Annotated in this window: 17 protein-coding genes; 10 read left to right on the top strand and 7 right to left on the bottom strand. The window is 41.3% G+C overall.

All coding sequences use genetic code 11. The features are described 5' to 3' along the window. The first annotated feature begins 116 nt into the window (after nucleotides 1-116). Together rph and pyrE are read left to right on the top strand one after the other, a co-directional pair. Entirely contained in the window at nucleotides 117-833 is a 717-nt protein-coding gene (gene rph, locus AACV01_RS08775; protein ID WP_004249760.1) for a ribonuclease PH, read from the top strand. A gap of 81 nt (nucleotides 834-914) precedes the next feature. After that, entirely contained in the window at nucleotides 915-1,559 is a 645-nt protein-coding gene (gene pyrE, locus AACV01_RS08770) for an orotate phosphoribosyltransferase (protein ID WP_004246493.1), read from the top strand. A 318-nt stretch (nucleotides 1,560-1,877) separates the two neighbouring features. Here pyrE and slmA read toward each other — a convergent pair whose 3' ends face one another. From slmA to coaBC, 3 genes are all read right to left on the bottom strand, one after another. After that, complete coding sequence (gene slmA, locus AACV01_RS08765) at nucleotides 1,878-2,483, bottom strand: nucleoid occlusion factor SlmA (protein WP_004246491.1); 606 nt, start codon at nucleotides 2,481-2,483, stop codon at nucleotides 1,878-1,880. 119 nt (nucleotides 2,484-2,602) lie between these two features. Further along, on the bottom strand, nucleotides 2,603-3,061 hold the full coding sequence (dut, locus tag AACV01_RS08760; protein WP_004246490.1) for a dUTP diphosphatase: 459 nt from the start codon (nucleotides 3,059-3,061) through the stop codon (nucleotides 2,603-2,605). Beyond that, on the bottom strand, nucleotides 3,045-4,253 hold the full coding sequence (coaBC, locus tag AACV01_RS08755; RefSeq protein ID WP_049219319.1) for a bifunctional phosphopantothenoylcysteine decarboxylase/phosphopantothenate--cysteine ligase CoaBC: 1,209 nt from the start codon (nucleotides 4,251-4,253) through the stop codon (nucleotides 3,045-3,047). Before coaBC ends, dut begins: the two co-directional genes overlap by 17 nt. Before the next feature lie 307 nt (nucleotides 4,254-4,560). Between coaBC and radC the strand changes: the two genes are divergently transcribed. The 7 genes from radC to AACV01_RS08720 all read left to right on the top strand — a co-directional run bounded on the left by radC (nucleotide 4,561) and on the right by AACV01_RS08720 (nucleotide 10,596). Next, nucleotides 4,561-5,232, top strand: coding sequence for a RadC family protein (radC, locus tag AACV01_RS08750; protein ID WP_046334891.1), 672 nt, complete (start codon nucleotides 4,561-4,563; stop codon nucleotides 5,230-5,232). 247 nt (nucleotides 5,233-5,479) lie between these two features. Then, on the top strand, nucleotides 5,480-5,716 hold the full coding sequence (rpmB, locus tag AACV01_RS08745; RefSeq protein ID WP_004246485.1) for a 50S ribosomal protein L28: 237 nt from the start codon (nucleotides 5,480-5,482) through the stop codon (nucleotides 5,714-5,716). Nucleotides 5,717-5,727: 11 nt separating this feature from the next. Continuing rightward, the gene (rpmG, locus tag AACV01_RS08740; RefSeq protein ID WP_004246483.1) at nucleotides 5,728-5,895 is read left to right on the top strand and encodes a 50S ribosomal protein L33; all 168 of its coding nucleotides are present in this window, start codon (nucleotides 5,728-5,730) and stop codon (nucleotides 5,893-5,895) included. Nucleotides 5,896-6,043: 148 nt separating this feature from the next. Further along, nucleotides 6,044-7,171 (top strand): glycosyltransferase family 4 protein, encoded by a 1,128-nt coding sequence (locus AACV01_RS08735; RefSeq protein WP_012368651.1) that lies wholly within the window; start codon nucleotides 6,044-6,046, stop codon nucleotides 7,169-7,171. A gap of 138 nt (nucleotides 7,172-7,309) precedes the next feature. Further along, on the top strand, nucleotides 7,310-8,311 hold the full coding sequence (locus AACV01_RS08730) for a glycosyltransferase family 9 protein (protein WP_012368652.1): 1,002 nt from the start codon (nucleotides 7,310-7,312) through the stop codon (nucleotides 8,309-8,311). Nucleotides 8,312-8,314: 3 nt separating this feature from the next. Continuing rightward, nucleotides 8,315-9,421, top strand: coding sequence for a glycosyltransferase family 4 protein (locus AACV01_RS08725; RefSeq protein WP_036919452.1), 1,107 nt, complete (start codon nucleotides 8,315-8,317; stop codon nucleotides 9,419-9,421). Then, nucleotides 9,418-10,596, top strand: coding sequence for a glycosyltransferase family 4 protein (locus tag AACV01_RS08720; protein ID WP_049199796.1), 1,179 nt, complete (start codon nucleotides 9,418-9,420; stop codon nucleotides 10,594-10,596). The genes AACV01_RS08725 and AACV01_RS08720 overlap by 4 nt, the downstream gene beginning before the upstream one ends. Here AACV01_RS08720 and rfaL read toward each other — a convergent pair. Next, nucleotides 10,589-11,857, bottom strand: a complete 1,269-nt coding sequence (gene rfaL, locus AACV01_RS08715; protein ID WP_161682732.1) for an O-antigen ligase RfaL — start codon at nucleotides 11,855-11,857, stop codon at nucleotides 10,589-10,591. The genes AACV01_RS08720 and rfaL overlap by 8 nt on opposite strands. Nucleotides 11,858-11,978: 121 nt before the next feature. Here rfaL and mutM point away from each other — a divergent pair, with 121 nt between their 5' ends. Next, entirely contained in the window at nucleotides 11,979-12,803 is an 825-nt protein-coding gene (gene mutM / locus AACV01_RS08710) for a bifunctional DNA-formamidopyrimidine glycosylase/DNA-(apurinic or apyrimidinic site) lyase (RefSeq protein WP_161682730.1), read from the top strand. Here the strand turns inward: mutM and coaD are convergent. Genes coaD through waaA form a run of 3 tightly spaced genes read right to left on the bottom strand, consistent with a single transcriptional unit; the run spans nucleotide 12,800 to nucleotide 15,331 of the window. Then, nucleotides 12,800-13,285, bottom strand: a complete 486-nt coding sequence (gene coaD, locus AACV01_RS08705) for a pantetheine-phosphate adenylyltransferase (protein ID WP_004246474.1) — start codon at nucleotides 13,283-13,285, stop codon at nucleotides 12,800-12,802. The genes mutM and coaD overlap by 4 nt on opposite strands. Beyond that, nucleotides 13,275-14,054, bottom strand: coding sequence for a glycosyltransferase family 2 protein (locus AACV01_RS08700; protein ID WP_036971876.1), 780 nt, complete (start codon nucleotides 14,052-14,054; stop codon nucleotides 13,275-13,277). The genes coaD and AACV01_RS08700 overlap by 11 nt, the downstream gene beginning before the upstream one ends. Further along, nucleotides 14,054-15,331, bottom strand: coding sequence for a lipid IV(A) 3-deoxy-D-manno-octulosonic acid transferase (waaA, locus tag AACV01_RS08695; RefSeq protein WP_161682728.1), 1,278 nt, complete (start codon nucleotides 15,329-15,331; stop codon nucleotides 14,054-14,056). Before waaA ends, AACV01_RS08700 begins: the two co-directional genes overlap by 1 nt. Nucleotides 15,332-15,521: the final 190 nt, after the last annotated feature.

Below are 15,521 nucleotides of genomic sequence, written 5' to 3'. Positions count from 1 at the left end.
CAATATTGTAAATGATGTAACGATTATAACCCTAGGTATCAACACAAGGATAGGCATAAGCCGTTTTAGGTCGTATAATGCGCCCCCAATATGTCAGAGAAAGCGGAGATAACACCATGCGTCCAGCAGACAGACAAGCAGACCAAGTACGTCCGATTACCATTACTCGCCACTATACAAAACATGCTGAAGGTTCTGTATTAGTTGAATTTGGTGATACCAAAGTCTTGTGTAATGCCACTGTAGAAGAGGGTGTACCTCGTTTTCTTAAAGGACAAGGGCAAGGCTGGGTGACTGCAGAATATGGCATGCTTCCTCGCGCCACTAACAGTCGTAATGCTCGTGAAGCCGCTCGCGGCAAACAAACTGGCCGCACAATGGAAATCCAACGTTTAATCGCTCGCTCACTACGCGCCGCTGTGGATTTAAAGGCCTTGGGTGAATTTACTATCACGGTTGATTGTGATGTTATTCAAGCTGATGGGGGTACTCGCACCGCCTCTATTTCTGGTGCTTGTGTCGCGTTAGTGGATGCTTTAAATAAAATGGTTACAGAAGGTAAGCTGAAAAAGAGCCCTCTTAAATCAATGGTAGCTGCTGTTTCTGTGGGTATCGTTGATGGTCAACCATTATGCGATTTGGAATATGTTGAAGATTCCGCAGCCGAAACGGATATGAATGTGGTGATGATCGATGATGGCCGTATGATTGAAGTACAGGGTACGGCAGAAGGTGCACCATTTAGTCATGAAGAGTTACTTGCTTTACTCGCCCTTGCGAAAGGGGGATTAGAAAAGATATTTGAAGCGCAAAAAGAGGCGCTGAAGCAATAAATTCTATTTTTTAAGGCGACTGAAAAGTCGCTTTTTTTATGTCTAAAATCTGTCATTAAGCAATCTTAATAGGAGAAAAAAATGAAAGCCTACCAGCGCCACTTTATCGAACTTGCATTAGCAAAAAATGTATTAAAATTTGGTGAGTTTACGCTGAAATCAGGTCGTGTTAGTCCTTACTTTTTTAATGCAGGTTTATTTAATACTGGGCGTGACTTGGCTTTATTGGGACAGTTTTATGCACAAACATTAATAGATAATCATGTGCCTTGTGATGTGCTGTTTGGACCGGCTTATAAAGGTATTCCCATCGCGACAACGACCGCAGTGGCCTTAGTTGAACATCATGATATGGATGTACCTTACTGCTTTAATCGTAAAGAAGCTAAAGATCATGGTGAAGGAGGGACATTAGTCGGCAGTCCATTAACAGGGAATGTGGTGATTGTTGATGATGTTATTACCGCTGGAACGGCTATTCGTGAATCGATGGAAATAATCAAACAACATGATGCGACGCTGTCAGGGGTATTGCTTAGTTTAGATAGACAAGAAAAAGGGCGTGGTTCGCTTTCTGCAATACAAGAATTAGAGCGCGATTATCAATGCCAAGTTTATTCAATTATTACTTTGGATGATTTAATTAGCTACTTAACTGAAAGTGAGACATTATCGGCACATTTGCCAGCAGTAAAAGCCTATCGTGAACGTTATGGCATTAATTAAAAAAGCAAAAATACAATAAAATCGCTCAATAGCTGTAAAAAAAAGCCCTCGCCCAATAATGGGCGGGGTGAGTAGTACAATGAATTTTCTGCGATAATTATCACAGATATTGAAAGATAAAAAGGACTTTTACAGTAGGGACAAGGCGCGTTGCCACTGCCACAGATTGGGGATCGCTTAGTGCCATTCCCAGTAAATCTATTTAGATACTCTGATATCAATAGAGCGCATGTTAACACAAATAAGAAAAAAACGGCATATATGTCATTTTCAAATTATTGAGTTAAGTCACGAGTCCACTCTTTCATTGTTACTTGCTCACTGTAATTGTGCCTGAATTAATGGCCAACGTGCTTCAAATTCTTGTGTAGGATGATAACGAAATTCAGTACGTACAAAACGTGCTAGCATACCTTCACAAAACGCAAGCAGTTGTGAAGCGAGTAATGCTTCATCATGTAAAAAGGCACTTCCTTCGCGAATTTTACGCTCTTTAATCACTTGGCGAAGTTGTACTTCAATTCGCTCATACAATTGGTTAATGCGCCCTTGCAATCTATCTTGCTCAAACATTAATGCGTGTCCGGTAAGAATGCGAGATAGCCCAGGGTTTTTCTCTGCAAAACCAAGGATCAAGATAAGAATAAGGCGAATGCGCGCGATAGTTTCTTTCTCATCTTTTAAAATCAGGTTGATACGCGAAACTAAGCTATCTTCGATAAACTCAATTAGGCTATCAAACATCTTTGTTTTACTGGGGAAATGTCGATAAAGTGCTGCTTCAGATACCCCAACGGTAGCCGCTAATTTGGCTGTAGTAATACGTTGACTACCATCACTAGACTCCAACATTTGAGCGAGCGATTGTAGTATTTCATCCCGTCTATTTCTGCGTTTCTTTTTGGTTTCTTTTTCTTCTGCCATGACTGATAAGGCCCCTGCTAAAAGCAAAACAAATCAGTAAACCTTTGCACTAAATAAAAGTGTTAGTGCAAAGGGAGTGATATCGTCATTGATATTAAAATAAATGCAAGACGTCGTGCTTATTGGCGACCAGAGTGTCCAAAACCGCCTGTACCACGCTCTGTTGCCGTAAAATCTTCTACAATATTAAATTCTGCTTGAACAACAGGTACGATAACCATCTGGGCAATACGTTCGCCGGGTTCAATAGTGAACGCTTGTTGACCACGATTCCATACCGATACCATCAGTTGACCTTGATAATCAGAATCAATTAATCCCACTAAGTTACCGAGTACCACCCCATGTTTATGACCGAGACCTGAGCGAGGAAGCACCATTGCCGCTAACCCTTCATCAGCAATATGTACAGCAAGACCTGTAGGTAACAGCTCAGTTTGTCCTGGTGCTAATACCAGTGGAGCATCAAGGCAAGCACGTAAATCTAAACCAGCAGAGCCTGTTGTTGCATACGCAGGGAGTGGATACTCTTGTCCAATTCGTGGATCAAGGATTTTAACGTCAATTTTTTTCATCATAATGTTTGGCTATCTCGTCAAGTAGGCGATGACTCAGTTGCGTTTTACTACTATGTGGTAAACGCGTTTCTCCATTTGCCCAGATAAGGTGTAATGCGTTGTTATCACTATTAAAACCAGCATCTTTTAGTGATACATCATTAGCACAGATTAAATCGAGTTGTTTTTGTTCTCGTTTACGGCGGGCATATTCTTCCACATTCTGGGTTTCGGCTGCAAATCCGACAACAAATGGGCGATGCTCAACCATTTTTCCGACACTGGCAACAATATCGGGGTTTTTTATCATAGTTATCGTTACTTCATCACCTTGTTTTTTAATTTTTTCAGGGGCAACCTGTTTGGCTCGATAATCGGCAACGGCAGCACAACCAATAAAAATATCTTGGGATGGCGCAATATCCATCACTTGTTGATACATCTCTTGGGCACTTTCGACGTCGATACGTTTAACACAAGCAGGTGTCGGCAATGTGACAGGGCCGGCAATGAGTGTCACTTCTGCCCCCCGTTGAGCGGCCGCTTGCGCAATAGCAAAGCCCATTTTTCCTGAGCTATGGTTGCTGATAAAGCGTACTGGATCTAAGGCTTCACGTGTTGGGCCTGCGGTAATGGTGATTTTTTTACCTTTAAAATCGTGTTGAATCGCAAATTGTTGCTCTGCTAATGCCACCAATTCAAGAGGATCTAACATTCTACCGGGTCCTACATCACCACAGGCTTGGCTACCAGAGTCAGGCCCCCAGATAAGACAACCTCGTTGTGCCAAAGCCGTTAAATTTTCTTGTGTAATCGCCGCACGATACATTTGTTGATTCATCGCTGGGGCAATCGCAATAGGTGCTGCACTGGCTAAACAGAGTGTGGTTAACAGATCGTTTGCCATCCCCATGCGTAAACGAGCAATTAAATCCGCGGTAGCAGGGGCTAATAAAATCAGATCAGCCCATTTTCCTAGTTCGATATGTCCCATTGCGGCTTCTGCGGCAGGATCAAGCAAATCATCCGCAACAGGGAAGCCTGATACCGCTTGTAGCGATAACGGGGTGACAAAGGCATGTGCTGCAGGCGTCATAACGACGCGCACAATAGCGCCTTTATCACGTAAACGACGGACTAGCTCAGGCGCTTTATAGGCCGCAATACCACCACTGATACCCAGAATAATCTTTTTGTCGTGAAGTGTAGTCATGATGAAATGCCTAATTGCATAAATAAATGTCCATAATTTTACCACAAGCTAAGCCAGAGTTAGGCATTCTATGTAATACGATGTTTTATAAAATAAATTATTGTGTATTACCTCGCACAAATTTTATCTGTGGCTTTTTTATTCAACTTGTACAGTTTATAGTAAATTAACTGTATATAACAACAGTTGTTTTGTGATAAATATTACATGAAAGATAAAATTAAATAATTGAAAGATAAAATAACAACATAGGCCAATTATAACGTATTGATGTTTAAATGCTTGGCGAAAAGGGAGAGCACAAAGAATGGAAAACGCAACCATAGAGATACTCTTACCGAGAGAAAAACTGCTGTTGCATGGTGTAGAATCGTTAACGGATGCAGAGTTATTGGCCATTTTTTTACGTACAGGCACCTATGAAAAATCGGTATTAGAATTAGCCGACTTCTTACTTAGAAAGTGTGGTTCTCTCTATCATGTGATCAATGCGGATTATGAAACCTTAGGCTGTTTTAAGGGGATAGGCGTGGGTAAATTTACCCAATTACAAGCCATTAATGAGATGGCTCAACGCTTTATTAAAACAAAGTTTATGCATAAAAATATCCTCTCCTCATCCGCAGAAACCAAAAGTTATTTGCAAAAACGACTTAATTGGCGTGATAGAGAAGTATTTGTCGTGCTATTTTTAGATAACCAAAACCAAATGATCGATTGTGAGGAAATGTTTAAAGGAACGGTGGATCGTGTTGAAGTTCACCCCAGAGAAATTATTCGCCAGTCGATTAAAAAGAACGCAGCATCGATTATTTTAGCCCATAATCATCCTTCAGGTCTATCTGAGCCAAGTCTTGCCGATAAGCAAATAACAGAAAAAATTTTTACAGCTTGTCAATTAGTCGGTATAAAAGTGCTTGATCACCTTGTGGTAGGGCATGATAACTGTGTTTCTTTTGCTGAACGGGGTTGGTTATAGCCAATATTTTTTAAAATTATTGACAATCTTTATTGTACGGGTCTTGAGCGTTGAGGCCATTGGGCGTATACTACGCCACCTTTGAGGATCTTGGGTTTGGCGAGAAGAGCCTATCTCAGCAAGTTTTTTCTGAGGTGTTTACACAGTTTTTCAATCGTTAAAAGTTGCTGAGATGGGCTCCAAAGCCTGACGAGGCGGTCAAACCTGATACTAAAGCTCGAGCTGATTAGATTTTTGGAGAATAGACATGTCCCGAGTCTGCCAAGTTACCGGCAAGCGTCCTGTGAGTGGAAACAACCGCTCTCACGCATTAAACGCGACTAAACGCCGTTTTCTGCCAAACCTGCACTCTCACCGTTTCTGGGTTGAGTCTGAGAAACGTTTCGTAACTCTGCGTGTATCTGCTAAAGGTATGCGTGTGATCGATAAGAAAGGCATCGAATCTGTATTAGCAGATTTACGTGCCCGTGGTGAGAAGTACTAAGGAGCTGAAAAATGGCTAAAGGTATTCGCGAGAAAATTAAACTCGTTTCTTCTGCTGGTACAGGTCACTTCTATACCACTACGAAGAACAAACGCACTATGCCAGAAAAACTGGAAATGAAAAAATTCGATCCAGTTGTTCGTCAGCATGTGACTTATAAAGAAGCTAAAATTAAATAATTTTAGTTCTCTGAAAAAAACCCGACCTTAGTGTCGGGTTTTTTGTTATCTGGCTTGCGCTAAGTATAACAAAGTAAAGCTATTATGATCTTTATTGACTCTTTCGTTATACTAGTGCCCTTTTTATCTATCGAGTGAATAGTTGCAGATGAGTAAATCGGTGTTATCTATCTTACATACAGAGTCGTCTTGTGGTTGGGGTGGTCAAGAAATCCGCATTTTGACAGAATCTCAAGGCATGGTGCAAAGAGGGCACCATGTGACACTGGTTTGCTGTCCAAACTCAAAAATTGCCAAAGCAGCCCCTGACTATGGTATTGAGGTTGTCACATTACCGATTGAAAAAAAACGCGGATCTGCACTGATGGCATTGCGTAATTGGTTAAAAGTCCATCGTCAGCAATTTGATGTGATTAATACCCATAGCTCGACAGATGCTTGGTTAGTTGCGTTATCTTGTGCTTCATTACGCCACTCTCCCGCCATAGTACGTACTCGCCATGTATCTACCGATGTATCACGTTCACTGCCTACGCGTTGGCTCTACCTGTCTTCAAGTGCCCATATTGTCACTACCGGTGAAAAATTACGCCAAACCTTACATCAATATAATCGTTTTCCGCTCAGTCAAATGACCTCAGTTCCTACGGGGATCGATTTAGAAAAGTTCTCGCCACAAAATAAACAGCAAGCACGAGAAAAAATAGGTGTGCCTAATAAACCTACATTAGGGATTGTGGCAACAATGCGGGTATGGAAAGGACATAAATACCTAATAGAAGCTTGGAAAACATTGCATCTACAATTTCCTGACTGGCAACTACTTCTCGTCGGAGATGGTCCACAACGTAAAAATTTACAACCGATGGTTAAACTTGCAGGGTTAGAAGAGAGTGTCTTTTTTTTAGGCAACCGCAATGATGTGCCGGATTGCTTAAATGCAATGGATTTATTTGCCTTACCCTCTTTTGGTAACGAAGGAGTACCGCAAGGTATTATGCAAGCGATGGCTTGCGGATTACCGGTGGTATCAACCACAGTAGGTGCAATTAGTGAAGCGGTGATTGATGGTAAAACCGGCTTTACATTGGCACCTCAAGTACAAGAAACCCTAATCAATTACCTTGCTAAATTAATGGCCTCTGATGAGTTACGTCAACAAATGGGGCAAGCGTCATTAGCCCATGCCAAAGCTCAGTTTGGTTTAGATAACATGCTAGATAAAATGGAAAAAATATTTATTAACGCCATTAGCCTTAAAGATAAATCACGATAATTGATATCCAATAAAGTCGCTAAGGGCTAATTATCCTGTATCTGATGTTATATTTTCATTCTGTTTATGAATATTTGTAATGCTTTTTAGTGTATAGTCTGGAAAGTAAATGTATCATTTAAACTAAATAAAAAGTGTATGGATCCAAAAAACATATTGGTTATAGCAATTGCGCGTTTTGGTGATACGTTACTGATCACGCCGGTGATCCACGCACTAAAAGAGCGTTGGCCGAATGCGCGTATTCATGTATTGGCGCATAAACGCAGTGCCTGCATTTTGCAGCACAATCCTGATATTTTTAGTGTTAAGCCTTTCTCGAAAAAGCGCGCCCGTTGGCGAGGATGGTTACCCCATAAACCTTATGATTTAGCTTTGGTATATGGAAATGATCATTCATTAGTGCAGTATGCCCGCCGTCAATCACAACATGTAGTGGCTTTTGCTGAAAATAACCAAAAGCAATCAGACATAACATGGGTGGCTTACCCTAAAGAGTTAATGGTGGCACAAAAAGAGCGTGCTTTATTAATTAATGCATTAGGAATTTACCCAACCAATTGGCAATTACGCTACTCTATTAGTTCAGAAGAAAAGCAATTTGCCCAACAGTTTATAGAGAGTAATGCATTAATTAATAAGCACATTATTGGCTTACAATTACAAAGTTTTCCTGCCAAAGCTTACCGAGATTGGCCTATAGAACACTTTTTGCAGTTAGCCAAACAGATAATGACTCATGACGAGCAGGCCTATTTTCTGTTATTAGGTGGGAAAGAGAGCCAACAAGTCGCCATTGAGCTGGCGAAAAAAATAGGTACTGAGCATTGTTTGGCATTAGCAGGGCAAGTCTCTATGCGCGAAAATGCTGCCATTATGGCGCATTTGTCGCTCTATATCGGGGTTGATACAGGGCCGACGCATTTAGCTGGCGCGTTAGGTATTCCGATGGTAGCCATGTATCACAGCTATCATCCCGGATGTTATTTAGCGCCATTACAACATTCATGTTGTCATATTATCCAACATCCTATTGCGTTAGCCGATGCAAGTCGTGAAGATAGTATGTCTGATATTTCTGTCGCCAATGTTTGGCATGCCGTTAGCGATATTTTAAATGGAATAAAGGTGAAACAGTAACTCATGAAGATTGGCTTAATTGATGTCACAATCACAATGTCTTATGGTGGGATCCAAACCGCAGTATGGGAGCTTGCCAAACAGTTACATGATGCGGGACATGAGGTACATCTTTATGGGGGCAATGGTGATGTCAGGCATGAACTAGCAGGCCGACAAATTCATATTCATACCTATCCTTATACACCAAGAGAGAAAGTTATCGATCTCGGTGGTCGTTTTCGTCGTATTGTTGAACGTTATAGTTTTGCTCGCTATGCTAAACAAGATGTTATTCGACAAAATTTTGATTGGGTTATTTTAACTAAGCCGTTTGATTTCTTTTGGCCTGCAATGATGCCCAAATCTTGCTCGACACGTTTTTGTTATATGAGTGGTGGCACCAGCTTTTTTAAAGGTGATCGTAAACTGGCGAAAAAAATCTCTGCTTGGGTTGCGTGTAGCCATTTTAATGCTTGGCAAATTCAGCAGCATTTTAAACAATTTCCTGCGGTTATCTATAATGGTGTTGATATGGCAAAGTTTAAGCCTATGACAACATCTTTGCGCCAACAGCTCGGTGTGAGTGAGCCTACATTTTTATTGGCATTTGCGGGGCGTGTAGTCGGTTGGAAAGGCTTAAGTGTTGCTATTGATGCAATAGCCCAATTGCGAGATGAAGACGTTAAGTTACTGATCATCGGCGCGGGGGATGCGCTGGAACAATTAAAAAATAAAGCGATGGTAAAAGGTGTTGCTGAACAAGTTATTTTTCATCAACCAGTTGAGCACGCAATGTTACCTGAGTTTTATGCCGCTTGTGATGCAGGGGTTTTCCCAAGTATCGGCGATGAAGCATTTGGGATCACCATTGCAGAAGCAATGGCATGTGGAAAACCGGTGATTGCCAGCTATATCGGCGGTATTCCTGAGGTGGTAGGCAATGAGCAAAGTGCAGGATTATTGGTAACCCCAGGTGATGTAACCGCGATGGTGAAAGCCATCAACCATCTTCGGGCATTGCCGGATAGAGGTAAAGCGATGGGTGAAAATGCACGCCAACGCATTGCTTCTCACTATACTTGGCAACATTCAGCACAACGATTACTACAGGCATTAAAAACAGAATGATGAAAATCGCCTATCTTGATCCTTATCCCGTTCCCGATTTGCGTGTGGCTTCATTGCAAATATTGCAAAACGTTGATGCGTTTGCCCGTGCCGGTGCACAAGTGACGCTAGTCACCCCCAAAGGACAGTATCGAGATAGCGATATTCTCGGGCGTGATATTCATAACAATGCGCGGTTAATTGCGCTAAGAGATATCAGACGTAAATGGTATTTTCCCTTTAATTCGCAAAAGCTATTTTCATTACAAATTGCACGTTGGTTAAAACAACACCCTGTTGATGCACTATTTACGCGTAATTTAAAACTGGCCTGCTATTTGGCTGAGAACCATGCAGATATTCCGCTTTTTTTCGAAAGCCATGAGATTTTTGCGCAATCTTTTGCAGAGTCGCACTCTTTTGAAACGAAAAAAAATCGCCTGAAATACCATAAACTGCTAAAAATGGAGAAGTTGGTATACAGTCGCGCAACGGCAGTATTTGTGCTGACCTCGCTGTTAAGGGACGATATTATTTCGCAATATCAAGTAACCACGCCTATTACTATTGTACCCGATGGAGTGGATTTATATGCCGCAGATAGCAACAAAGATAGCCATAGAGATATAACCGCTACGACCAATAATGTAACAGAGGTACTTTATCTAGGTAGTTTGCATAAATGGAAAGGGATCCCCACCATGATGCGAGCGATGAAATATCTGGATAATGCTAGACTGAATATTGCCGGTGGAACGGCTGAGCAAATTAAAGGGCTACAATTGCTTGCTAAGGAGATGGATGTAAAAGAGAAAGTTAACTTTCTTGGTTTTATCGATCCTAAACAACGCTTTCAGGCGATTGCTCGACATGATATTTGTGTGTTGCCTTTAACCTTAACCAGTATCGGTAGTCGCTACACCTCTCCGTTAAAACTGTTTGAATATATGGCGATGAGAAAACCGGTGGTTATTTCAGATTTTCCATCAATTCGTGATGTGGTGGATGAAAAAGCGGTAAGTTTTGCTGATAGTGGTGATGCGCAGAGTTTTGCCCAACAAATTAAATTACTAAGAGAAGAGCCACAACGTACCAGTGAGAAAATCAATCACGCCCGCTCATTAGTTGAAAATTATTACAACTGGGATAAACGGGCAGAGACGATTTTACATACCATCAATAAACTGATTAGCTAACGGATGTATCTTCTTGGGTCGGTGTTGCTGAGGGCTGATTTAATAATGAATAGCGCAATGCTAACATTAACCCTAATAAAATACCCACTTGATTAATATAGGCATTTTCAAATAATCCACGTAGTACATAAACCCCTAAAAACGATATTAATAACACCAGTGCTGCTTGGCGAGTAATCCCCTGATTTTTGCGGATCAATTGAATACCCTGAGCGATAAAAGACGCGCAAAAATAGAGTAGACTTATTAACCCCAAAATACCGCCGGCAAACCAGAAAGCTAAAAATACATTATGGGGACCAATGGATTTTTTAAATACCCAGTTTTTATGCTGTTTTACTTGCTGATTATAAACATTATGGTAAAGCTGATTACCATAACCATAGCCTTTAATAGGTTGTTCTAAGATCAAATCTAAGGCTGAACCTTGGGTACCACCATCAAATCTTAGTCCGCTATTGGTTTGCGATAGTTTATGTTTAAGTTTGGCGTTAATAAATTGGCTATTAGGTAATTGTGTTACACCGAAAAAGAGCGCAACGCAGATACCCATGCTGAGTAAAGTAAATATCCACTGGCGATTAATGATTAAGATAAGTAATGTACTAATCGCTAATGCGACCCAAGCCCCGCGTGCTAATGTCCCTAAAATTGCAAATAAAAATAATAGGCTAACCACACTTAATAAAAGCCAATTAATTATCGAATGATTTTTTTTCAATGCCCATAAGGCCAATATAATAGGAAAGAAAAATAGTAGTGCATAAGAGATTTCTCTATGCGCTAATTGACTTTTTTTTGTAAAAGGCAAAATATTTTGCTGATATTCCAAATAATACTGCACCAACTCCTTTGCCATAATCACCAATAACCCCATGGCGAATGACACCAGCACCATCTTCGCAATTGCCGTAGGTGTTTCTTTATACAATACAATGGGAAACGCAATGGAAAAGAGCAGTAAGCCATTTAAAATCGGCTTATTAATCTCTTTTAGACTCAGTGCGGGCTCTACGGAAATCACCACTGAATAGCCAATGGCGAGCAATAAGAAAAACAACGCATAGGCGAGATTATTTTTAAAAATCTGACCAATAGTGCGAAAATCACGCACCAAATACCAAAGTGCCGTTGCACCAATCAACCCCATCACTATATTTTTATAGCGAGTGATATCGGGTAAGTAGATCAATATAATGTAAAGTCCAATAATGGATAAATTCCATAAAGATTTTTTACTATCGTCTTTAAACAACATCATAATAAGCTACCACTGTCCTTTATGTTATATTGCTCTAGCGGTTTGTGGGGATGAATGGCTCATCATACAATAAAAATGATGTTATCGCTGTATTTCTCAAGTGACAATAATGGAGTGACTTGTGCCAGAATTACCAGAAGTTGAAACCAGTCGCCGAGGTATTGAGCCTCATCTAGTGGGCAATATCTTGCACTACGCAATAGTGCGTAACAGTAAATTACGTTGGCCTGTTTCTGAAAAAATCAAAACCTTGCTGGATGAACCGATTTTAAGTGTTAAACGGCGCGCTAAATATCTGTTAATTGAATTAAATCAAGGGTGGATCATTGTTCATTTAGGCATGTCCGGCAGTGTACGTATCTTGCCAGAAGAGCAGCCTGAAGAGAAACACGATCATATTGATTTAGTGTTTCGTGATGGCAAGGTACTACGCTATACCGATCCGCGTCGTTTCGGTGCATGGCTATGGTGTGAAGATCTAGCCACCAGCTCCGTATTAGCCCATTTAGGGCCAGAGCCGCTTTCGGCGCAATTTAACGCGCAATATTTATATCAACAAAGCAAAAATAAAAAAATCGCCATCAAACCATGGCTAATGGATAACAAGCTGGTGGTGGGTGTTGGCAATATTTATGCGAACGAAGCACTCTTTTCATCAGGGATCATGCCAGATAGAAAAGCCAGTAGCTTAACCGAGCAAGAGTGTGACGCATTGGTTAATGCCATTAAAACGGTATTAACTCGCTCGATAGAGCAAGGGGGAACCACCTTAAAAGATTTTCTACAATCTGATGGTAAACCAGGTTATTTTGCCCAAGAGCTATTTGTCTACGGGCGCAAAGATAAAGCGTGCTTAATTTGTGGTCATATTATTGAAAGTATTAAGCAGGGGCAACGTAGCACTTTCTTTTGCCGACATTGCCAACATGGTGAAATAACCGATTAACGCTTACCGAGTTTTTGTAGCATTGCTGTAGCAACCACTTCAGGTAAAAAAGTCGATACATCGCCGTCATGACGTGCTACATCTTTGATCAGTGAAGAAGAAACAAAAGAGAGATTTTGTGAAGGCAATAAAAAGACACTATCGAGATCTGGGGCAAAATGACGGTTCATATTCGCCAGTTGCCACTCATATTCAAAATCAGAAACCGAGCGTACGCCACGGATCAAAATGGTCGCTTGCTGTTTTTTAGCAAAATTCGCCATTAGCTCACAAAAGCCGACAACTTCCACATTAGGCAGGTGTTGGGTGACTTCTTTTGCTAAAGCGACACGCTCTTCTAAACTAAACATAGGATTTTTACGGGCGCTGGCAGCAATAGCTAATAACACCGTGTCAAACATACCCGCAGCACGAGTGAGAATATCAATATGCCCATAGGTGATGGGATCAAAGGTTCCAGGGTAGATAGCTTTATTTTTCATATTCACGGTTTTTCCGGCTAAGTTCCCATAATGAGGCGTATTTATTAAAGGTATACTGTGCATTAACAAATGCCAATATTAATCCCTGTTTTCCATCTAAAATACCCATTCTCAGTAACCAAGTTTTAAAAAACGCCCCCAGCGTATGGCTAATAATGGCGCTATAACGGGTGGTTTTACCCTGCTGATTGCGCTCTTGTGCCCATGCTTTAGCGTATTTTAGCTGTTTTTGTTGGAACTCGATTAAATCACGACAAGTAAGATGCAGCAGATCCCCAGGTAAAGTTTTAATGGTTGCACCTTGGGTTTCTAATGATTCATGAACCAAATTATCATTATATTGATACTGTTCACGAGCATAAAGGCGGGTTACTTTATCGGGATACCAACCACTATGTTTCATAAAACGCCCCATAAACAGGTTACGGCGAGCACAATTATAAACCACACCCGATTCAGGTTGTTGTAACACGGCTTGAATACTGGCTTTTAACTCAGGGGTAATACGCTCATCACTATCAATCATAAAAATATAATCGCCTGTGGCGTATTGCTGTGCTAATTGCCGCTGTTTACCAAACCCCGGCCATGAGGTGTTGCTAAATACTTTAGCCCCTTTTTCACGGGCTAATTGGCAAGTTGCATCGTCGCTCCCTGAGTCTAAAACAATAATTTCATCAGCCCACTGTACCGAGTCTAAACATGCTTCAATAACATCCGCAACGTTTTTACTGATCATCACGACCGAGAGGCGTTTATTTTCACTCATCAGTGACTCCGTGGTGGCAGATAAGGAGAGAGTAAGGTTAATAAGCGCAATAACGCCCCTTGATTCTCATGAAGTACCTCAACGGCATGGTGTCCATAATAGCGGCGATAATCTTCATCATTGAGTAATGAGGCGATTGCCGTCGCCATAGAGTCACTATCAATGACGGTAATTAGCCCTTCAGCTTGGTCTAACTTGGCACAGATATTTTTAAAATTAAAAGTATAAGGCCCCATTAATACCGGAATGGCATGGGCTGCGGCTTCTAATGGGTTATGTCCACCGCGCTCGACTAAACTGCCTCCAACAAAGGCCAGATCAGCAATACCATATAGCAACATTAACTCCCCCATAGTATCGCCTATCACCACTTGGGTTTGTGCATCAGGAATAGCATCGCTACTGCGTAGGGTATATTTAAAGCCGGCCTCTTGGGTAAGTTGCTCTGCTTTTGCAAAACGCTCAGGATGGCGGGGAACTAAAATCAGCAACAGTTGAGGAAATTGTGCCAGTAATTTTTTATGGGTATCTAAGACAATCGCCTCTTCCCCTTCATGGGTACTGGTGGCTATCCAGACAGGGCGATGTGCTGCCCACTGGCGGCGTAATGCCACGGCTTTAGCAGCGAGTTCAGGGGTGACCGAAATATCAAACTTTAAGCTACCGGTAATATGCAGATGTGAGCGTTTTAGCCCTAAAGCAATAAAACGTTCGCCATCTTCCTGATTTTGGGCAGCAATTAAGGTAATTTTTCTCAGCATCGTTTTGACAAAACTACCTAGTTTTTGATAACCCGCTGCTGAGCGCTCTGATAAGCGAGCATTAGCGATTATCAATGGGATTTTGCGACGATAAAGCTGTGAGATAAGATTTGGCCACAGCTCTGTTTCCATGATGATCACCAATTTCGGATCAACCGTTGTAAGAAAACGATTAACCGAGCCGGGTAAATCATAAGGAAGATAGACATGGTACACATCGTCACCAAATGCAGAGCGTACGCGCTCTGAGCCTGTTGGTGTCATGGTGGTGACGGTAATAGGTAAATCGGGATAATGGTGGCGTAATGCACGAACAAGAGGTACAGCGGCAAGTGTCTCACCCACTGAAACGGAGTGCAATAAAATGCCATGAGGCGCGACTTTGCCTCGACAAAAGCCATAGCGCTCACCCCACCGTTTGCGATAGGCGGGTGCTTTGCGGCTGCGTAATAAAAGACGTAGCCAAATCAGAGGTTGAATAAGGTAAAGAAGTACCTGATATAAACGCAACAACATGCTATCAAATTCACTTATCTGGACGAAAGCCTATAGTACCACACTGTGTAGGAGAAAGTGTGTAAAAACAAATGATATGATGATAGACCACGTTATTTATCATTTAACGGCTTTTTGGTGTACTAAAAACAGATTATTCAGATTATTTAAGAAATTAGTGAGGAAATTTTTTATAATCAAATAATAGAAC

This window comes from Proteus sp. G2609 (assembly GCF_963896135.1).
In the GTDB taxonomy this organism is placed as follows: Bacteria; Pseudomonadota; Gammaproteobacteria; order Enterobacterales; family Enterobacteriaceae; genus Proteus; species Proteus mirabilis.
This window is presented reverse-complemented; position numbering and strand designations above follow the sequence as displayed.